The following is an 8,067-nucleotide window of genomic DNA, read 5'->3' as shown; positions in this document are numbered from 1 at the left end:
AATTGATAAAGTTGCAAAACGTTTAAATAAAAAGTTTAAATTACTTCTTCAATGAAGATTTTAAATAACGCCAATAGTTGTTTTAATTAACATGAACGACCTTTTAAATTAAAAAAGACGCAATTTTTGTAAAAAATATTCAGGAATCTATACCGTTTCAGTATGAAATCATTTTAAATTTAATGAGTTAATAGATCCAATTGATAAAGCTGCAAAACGTTTAAATAAAAAGTTTAAATTGTATATTCAATGAAGATTTTAAATAACGCCAACATACTAGTTTAACTAATTGAAATTATTAATATTAAACAAAGATATTCATTAAAAAAGTTAAATTTCCCGTTAAAATAGTTTATACTCTGTTTGCATTATCGCTTATGCTAAAAATAACCAACGTAAAAACAATAATATAGCGATAAACCAATAATATAATAAAAATAAATGGGATAAATTATTAGAAATAATAGGAGAGGAAAACATGTCGAATGAACTTAATCGCCTTTTGGGTCAACTCGGTGGCGAGTTTAGCCATTTAATAGACGGCTTAGGGGGGGTTAGCCATAACCGCTATACCTTAACCGTTGACGGGCTGACCGCACCGATTTCGGTTTTGCATGTTGACGGTAATGAGCAGTTAAACCAACCTTGGCGTTATGTGATTACCTTTACCAGCCCTGACAAAACCTTATCGCCCGATGCGTTCCTTAATCAAAAATCGACTTTCTTCTTTAATCCTGTTATTAACAAGCCATTAACTTCCGCTATTCGTTCACTAAGCGACTTGCCCGCCGTGACGAATAAACGCACTTTGCATGGGGTCATCACTGAATTTAGCCAGCTCTCAGTCAATAAAGATGAAGCCCATTACCAAGTCGTGTTATCTTCGTGCTTAGCACGGCTGGCCGTGGGGAAAAATAGCGCCCTATTTCAAAATCAAAGTGTGGTCAGCGTGGTTGAAGAAGTGCTACGCAGTCACGGTTTTACCGGCATTGATTACCGGTTAGCGCTCAAAGACAGCTACCCTGAACGGGAGTTTATCACCCAGTGGCAAGAAAGTGACCTAGAATTTATTCAACGCTTATTGGCCGATGTCGGTATCTGGTTTCGTTTTGAAACCCATGCCGAACATGATTGTGATGTGATGGTGTTAAGTGATTATGAACAAGGCTATGCGCAAGTGGCCGATATTGACTATAAACTGCCGAGTGGCATGGCCGATACGGGTGTGGAAAGTGTTTGGGATATCACCTTACATAGCGAAGTGGTACCCGCCTCAGTGACCGTTCAAGACTATAACTACCGTGATGCCCTAGCCGACTTACAGAGCGAAATAAACACCCAACCCAAAGTCCTCACCACCTATGGCAAGGATTACCGTTATGCCGAGCACTATAAAGGCTTAAATAGCAACGGACAAGATAACTCGCAAACGAGTAGCACAAATAACAATGGCGTTGGTAACCATGGTAATCCTAATGGTAGTAACCAGTATAACGATAATCAAAACGATAATCAGATTGAAAGTGGTCAGTGGTATGCCCGTATTCGCCATGAGCAGGCGATTAGCCAGCAAATTATCATTAAAGGTAAGAGTAATCACTATAACCTTGCCCCCGGTCAATGGATTAATATCAACGGCAGCCCGCTGACGAATATTAATGACGGTATCCTTATTTTAAGTGTGCAAGGACAAGGTAACCGTACCGATGCCTATGCACTCACCTTTACCGCCATTCCCTATCAAGCCTTAAAACCCTATCGCCCCGCGCCTATACGCTGGCCACAAGTCAGTGGCACCTTACCCGCACGAGTGACTAGCCCTGATAATGACACCTACGGCTATATTGACACTCACGGGCGCTACCGAGTTAAATTCAACTTTGACTTAAAAGCGTGGAAAAAGGGCACTGAAAGCTTATGGGTACGCTTAGCCAAACCTTATTCGGGTAACACTTATGGTTTTCACTTTCCGTTAATTGATGGCACGGAAGTGGCGATTGCCTTTATGAATGGCAATCCCGATAGGCCGTATATTGCCCATGCCATGCACGACAGCGCCCACCCTGACCATGTGACCACAGTAAACAAACACCGCAATGTCATTCGCACCCCCGCCAATAACAAACTGCGCATGGATGATAAGCGCGGGCAAGAGCATATCAAACTTGCCACCGAATACGGCAAAAGCCAACTTAACTTAGGTCACCTTGTTAACGAAAAAAAAGCACAACGTGGTGAAGGCTTTGAACTGCGCACGGATGAATGGGGGGCGATAAGAGCGGGTAAAGGGCTGTATATAACCAGTGAAGAACAAACACAAGCAAGCCATATACAGCTACAAATGGACAACGCCGTTAAAGAACTAGCGCAAGCTGCTGAAATGGTTAAACGGCTCAATGAACTTGCCGAGGCCGCCAAAGCTGAACTGGCTGATTTACAAACTCAAAAACAGCTATTTGAACAAAGCTTAAAAGAACTAAAACAACCCGGTATACTCACTTACGCACCGGCTGGCATGGCTGATGTCACCCCAAGTTCAATTCAACACACCGCCGGTGAAAACATTATCCAAACAGCACAAAACACCGTTGATATTAGTGCGTTTAAACGCTTTATGGTGACAGCCGGCAACATGATAAGCCTATTTGCCAATAAAATGGGCATAAAGATATTTGCTTCGCAAGGTAATGTCGATATACAGGCTCAAAATGATGAAATGCAATTAAGTTCAAAACAGGATATGAAAATTACCAGTACCGACAGTGAAGTCATTATATCGGCAAATAAAAAACTCACATTAACGTGCGATGGTGCCGCTATTGTGATTGAAAATGGCGGGATAAAAATGCTCGCCCCGGGTGATGTTCAGGTTAAATCGGCGAGCTTTCGTATATTAGGACCTGCAAATTACCAAGCACCAATCCCCAATTTGCCAAAAGGCGATACTTGTTCGGAGTCAGCATAATGGAAAAGCAAATACTCAATCTTTTAGATAATGAAAAAGCACGCAAGCAGTATCGTTATCTACTAATTGATAACTTAGTTTCGCTAAGTTATTTTCATATATTATCGATGGAAAGTTTACAAGAAAATCGAGGGAAAGAAGCTATCCAAATTGTACCAAGGCCAGATTTAATCCACGATCAGCGTCATTGTCCAAAATTAGTTGTGATCGCCAAACCTGATGAACCAATCAATAAAAAATTGGTTCATTTTATCAGTAACCAACTAAAGCAAGAAGGTTCACTGCAAAAACGGTATATCTGTGCCTGCCTAGTCAGTGAAAATCAACCTGATTTATTAAGTCATCAACTAATTAATATCGGTTTAAAGTTAGGTCAACTAATTGGGGTTCGTTTTGTTCCTTTTTATGAGCCGTTTCGCATGTTTTTATTGCAAGAAGGCAATAAAATTTGCCCTGATTGGTTACCTAATTTATTAAACTGCTGTAGCACCTACTGTTTTACCTCATTCAACAATCATTTGCAGATTATTCAATCATTACCTTATACGCCAGAGCCCTTTGATATATTTGTAACAGAAGAAACTAAAAACTTTTTAAAACAATCAGTTAACCTATATCATCTAACAGTGGCTTGGCAAAATATTTGTGAAAATCAAAATAAAAATATGGAAGATGCAGACATATTATTACTCGCTGAATTTTATAACCAAGCGAAACGAGAAGGGTTAGAAGATAGTAACGATCTATTCACTTTCTCATTAGTGCTGATGAGCTATAAAAACCGGTTAGACCCAAAATCGTTAAAAGCCGCGATAGCTAAAGCGATAGATGAACCGGGCACTTTAGCACAACATTTGAGTCAAATAGAACTAAAACAATAATAAAAAAGGAATATATCATGAACAAAATCGACCCTAATATTTTTGAAGAAGCAAAGAATACCTCGGCAATGGCAGATGGTGGATGTGGCACTTGTCAACGAAACGGCATGCCATTTTTTTTAGTTCGCCAATCGGTTATTAATCCGAATGCTTATCACGGTATAGACTGGTCAAAAAACGTACCCGAATTAACCGATAGGCGCCCTAACGTGACATTAACCAAGCATAAATACGCCCTAAGAATGTTACGCAAAGGGTATGTTTATGTACTAATGGAACAAAATGGCAATCGAAAATTATTAGGCTACGAAGTGACCTCGAAAGGAGCATTACGGCATCGATCCATTTACCATATGAAAAAATACGAGATTGAAGATTTAGCTGAAAAATGCACTGAACAGAACCACAATATCCCCGCTATTTTTGCCAATATTGATGTATTAAATGCCACGGTATGGATAGCTTATAGCCGTCGAGCTTGGTCAAAAGATATTGAAGATTATTACCGTTCGCCAGATGCTGATTTAAGACGATTTACCAAAGTAACGATAAACGACAAAACGCGAAACAGTCCTACCGATTTAACCGACGGCCGTAGCTTTGCTTTCAACGATTTACTCGACAAGAATAAAGCACCTTATTTACCTGAGTTTTTCTTTGAGAAAAAAGATTTTAATGTGCGTTTTCCAAGCGCACATGAATTTTATGATTATTCAGATAAAGACAATTTAAAAGCAATTGCAGATATAGCCGCAAAATTTGAAAAGCAGTATCAATGTACAATCGGTTGCATTGTATTAGAAGACACCTTCGGCATAGCCGAAGAGCTTAATGCTCAACGATTGCGGAACTTTGACCCGATTAATAATGCCTTTTTAGAGCACGAACGAGCAATAGAAAAAAAATTAACCGATGCCTATAACGAAAAAATAGCAGATTATACGCCATCGGATAACTGGTTAAATGCGTCTGATGAATTACCAGAACTGTTTCCATATGCGAAAGATTATTTTCAAAGCCTTATAAATCCTAATATTGATGATAATCAAAGTGACACCGCACAATCACAAGCAATAACCATCCCTCTAAAACCCAATACAAATACCCCAAAATATTATCATAAATATTTCACGACTAATCGAGCCTATAAACGTAGGATTGTATCTTGTATTGACGCTTATGAAAAAGGATTAAAGAACTATTTTACGAATCAAGTAGAGCAAGAAAATGAAAAAGACGGTAAATATAATGAAACACAATATAAGGATGTTTATGAACCACCTTGTAAGCAAGGGCAATACGAGCAACAAGAGATGGCTGATTATATAAATAGTATTAACAAATTAAAATCAGAAGGTTGGAAAGAAGTTACCTTAAAGAGTGATGAGAAAGCAGCATTATTAAAACAAAAAAATCAATCTCGACCCCCTTATAACAATTATGTGGATGTACATCGTTTTTCATTAACGAAAGAAGGTGTCATACAATCTAAATTTGATAAAGAATGGGTAAAGCTGTCTGCACGGCTAGATAAGGGTAAACTAGCTGCATTTCGCCAAGAAGATAAAAAACTATTGGATGAAATTGTAAAAGACATCCACGCAATATCAATCGATTATTTAGTGTATGTTACTTGGCTTTTTGGCTCAAAAGATAAACCGTCTAAATATGCCCCAGCAGGACTGACCGATTATAACCAAGTTGAGTTTTGGCGGCGTGAACAAGAAAACGACTACTCTAAAGACCACTTAGGCTATTTTGAAGATATTACCGCCATATTACAAGGTAATATACAAATGGCGAAGCTACCTGAACAGTTTGGCTTATGGGACAGCCTATTACAAGACGAAAATTCCATCTATTTTTATCTATTAAAAGGTCAGGACAATAATCTGTATGAAAGGTTACTCAAACAACGGATTGTTGAAATGGAGCAAAATCAAGGTGTAGCAAACCACCAAACAAATGTAACAAATCTCAACGAAATAGTGGACAAAATTAACGCTATTATGGATCTGCCAATTGATAAAAAAAATACAACCTTATTTGTTGATAAAATGGAAGTATTAATGAATTGGATGACTGCCGGTTTTGCTAATCTACCAAAGAACGCCAAGTTAATTAACGAAGTTTTAATGAAAGACCATAGCATAGAACAGCTTAAAGTTTTTTCGGGCGTTGAGCATAGGCGCATAAGTTTACCGATCAAAATTAAAAACCTACCCAAATTTTATGAAATTTTGATGGAACATTCAGATGTATCATCGGTGAGTATTGATAAAAATTCCAAGCTGTATAAGTTATCAAAAGTATCGGATGCCGATAAGCGTTGGCAATTTGAAAGCAAACTCACTAAAAGCCAGCTTGAAAAAACGGTTCAAATGGAATTTATGGTGGTAGCTGATGATATAGCCTCAATGGATAGCATGATTAATACCTTAAAAAAAGAGGGGAAATTAAAAGAAACCACACTTCCCAAAACTAAAAAGATATTAGGTGCTGAAATCAAACACGCCCACCAATTTGATAGCGAGCTAACCCTAGCGGACCTTGAAACAGCAATGGCAAAAACCAAACAACGAGTCAAGTTAGATTCCACCAAAGGTATTGCAATAAATGGAATAATGATATTTTTGCAAGGGATTTTATACAATCAAAATAGGCAAGTACTCGAAACTCAAGGGCGTGAAATGCGGCAAGAAGTGAAAGAGGAAATCCTTAATGATATGGCTAAGACTTGTGTAATTATGTCGTTAATGTCGGCCGAAGTAATAGCCCACACGATTAATCTAGTTGGTGCATTGCCTAAAATAAATATTTTTACCACTATGATACCAAGTTGTAAGGAGTTTATAAAAGTTACAGGAGGAACGCTAGCACTTATTACAATATTGGACGGGGTCATGGATATTTATAAAGGGTATAATTATGCTAAAAATGGTGATAGTGGTGATGCTAAGCTAGTTATAATTGGAGGAGTTTTAACAACTATATCTGGAATCATATCTTTGTATGGTGCAATATTTTCCGCTACCCTTGTGGTTGCACTTGTAGCTATAGCTATTGCCGTTATTGGCGCAATTTTAGTGTATATAGGCTCAGAAGCCGATCGGTGGTCACCATTGCAAATTTGGTTTAACCGTTGCTATTTTGGTCAACATAAACATCCAGAACAAGGACAACCTTACCCTCTCACCGCGGTTGGCACCAGTGCCGCATTAAATGACTATTTTGCCTATCTTTCAGGTGTTTATTTAGCTTTAAATTATCAATCTTATGATATGGAGTTCTTTTTGGACGATATTCGTAATGATTCAGATGAAAACGCCGCATTAATTTATGCCGGTGGATTGCATGTGCATATTAAATTGCCCAATTTTGATGCGCAAAGCCGTTATACCTGCATGGTCTATCTAACTGATTCTGAAGGACAATCGGCTAAAGTCAAAATTGAGCAAGGTACAGATAAACAATATCTACATGTTACGGTATCACCCAATCAATGTAATCATGACTTAGTACGTTGGGTTGCTTCTAAAGATTATCCTATTGAATCAAATGCAAATGCTACCATGGTGATAGACCAAAAAGTTGCTGAATTAAGGGTAAAAGCCCAAAAAGTGATTGGTATATTACATTACTGGCAAGGTAAAGACGCCAAATCGCCACTACGTGTGGAACATATTATCAACTAAAAAGGAGAACGTAATCATGCCATCCAAATATCAACCGCAAGTTTCCGCATGGCGCGAAGATTTGCATAAAGGAATATATACAACACAATTACATTTAAGTAATAATAAAAAATTACGTTATGCTAATGATGATTATTGTGAATTTTCACGACGGTTCACAGGGATGAATCCTTTTCTTCGTATATTTATGGTTACTATTGTGTTACTTTGTAATTTAGTAACTATATGTGGGTTATCATGGATCATACCAAATACTATTATAGACACTGATGGCAACGCAATCGTTATACCTTGTTGTTTATTATTAATATTTTTAACTTATTTTCTTTTTCTAATGGCTTCGAATATTCTTTTTGCTCCTGAAGATTGCCCAATCCGTTTTAATCGTAAAACAGGTAAGGTTTATATTTATGATCATTGCCTTTTATATTTTGGCTCATTAAGAACGTTTACTTGCTCACCTTTAAAAGCAAAAGAAATTACAGTTAAAGAGTTTAATTGGGCAGATATTCAAGGGTGTATGACA

Annotated in this window: 4 protein-coding genes; all 4 read left to right on the top strand. The window is 37.7% G+C overall.

Annotation, left to right across the window (positions count from 1 at the left end; translation table 11 throughout):
* The first annotated feature begins 478 nt into the window (after nt 1-478).
* Nucleotides 479-2,965, top strand: a complete 2,487-nt coding sequence (locus tag A9G45_RS03545) for a type VI secretion system Vgr family protein (protein ID WP_081297808.1) — start codon at nt 479-481, stop codon at nt 2,963-2,965.
* Nucleotides 2,965-3,846, top strand: coding sequence for a hypothetical protein (locus A9G45_RS03540; protein WP_065566609.1), 882 nt, complete (start codon nt 2,965-2,967; stop codon nt 3,844-3,846). Before A9G45_RS03545 ends, A9G45_RS03540 begins: the two co-directional genes overlap by 1 nt.
* A 17-nt stretch (nt 3,847-3,863) precedes the next feature.
* A complete protein-coding gene (locus A9G45_RS03535; protein WP_065566608.1) occupies nt 3,864-7,541 on the top strand; it encodes a toxin VasX in 3,678 nt (1,225 codons plus the stop codon).
* Between the two features lie 16 nt (nt 7,542-7,557).
* Nucleotides 7,558-8,067 (top strand): DUF6708 domain-containing protein (locus A9G45_RS03530; protein ID WP_218057018.1); only part of this gene is annotated, 510 nt, incomplete at its 3' end.

It is taken from the genome of Gilliamella sp. HK2, from assembly GCF_001690265.1.
Classification (GTDB): Bacteria; Pseudomonadota; Gammaproteobacteria; order Enterobacterales; family Orbaceae; genus Gilliamella; species Gilliamella apicola_C.
This window is presented reverse-complemented; position numbering and strand designations above follow the sequence as displayed.

Bases quoted from the DNA above. Each gene is read 5' to 3' on its own strand.
- A9G45_RS03545 (WP_081297808.1), top strand. From the start codon at position 479: ATGTCGAATGAACTTAATCGCCTTTTGGGTCAACTCGGTGGCGAGTTT.
- A9G45_RS03535 (WP_065566608.1), top strand. From the start codon at position 3,864: ATGAACAAAATCGACCCTAATATTTTTGAAGAAGCAAAGAATACCTCG.
- A9G45_RS03540 (WP_065566609.1), top strand. From the start codon at position 2,965: ATGGAAAAGCAAATACTCAATCTTTTAGATAATGAAAAAGCACGCAAG.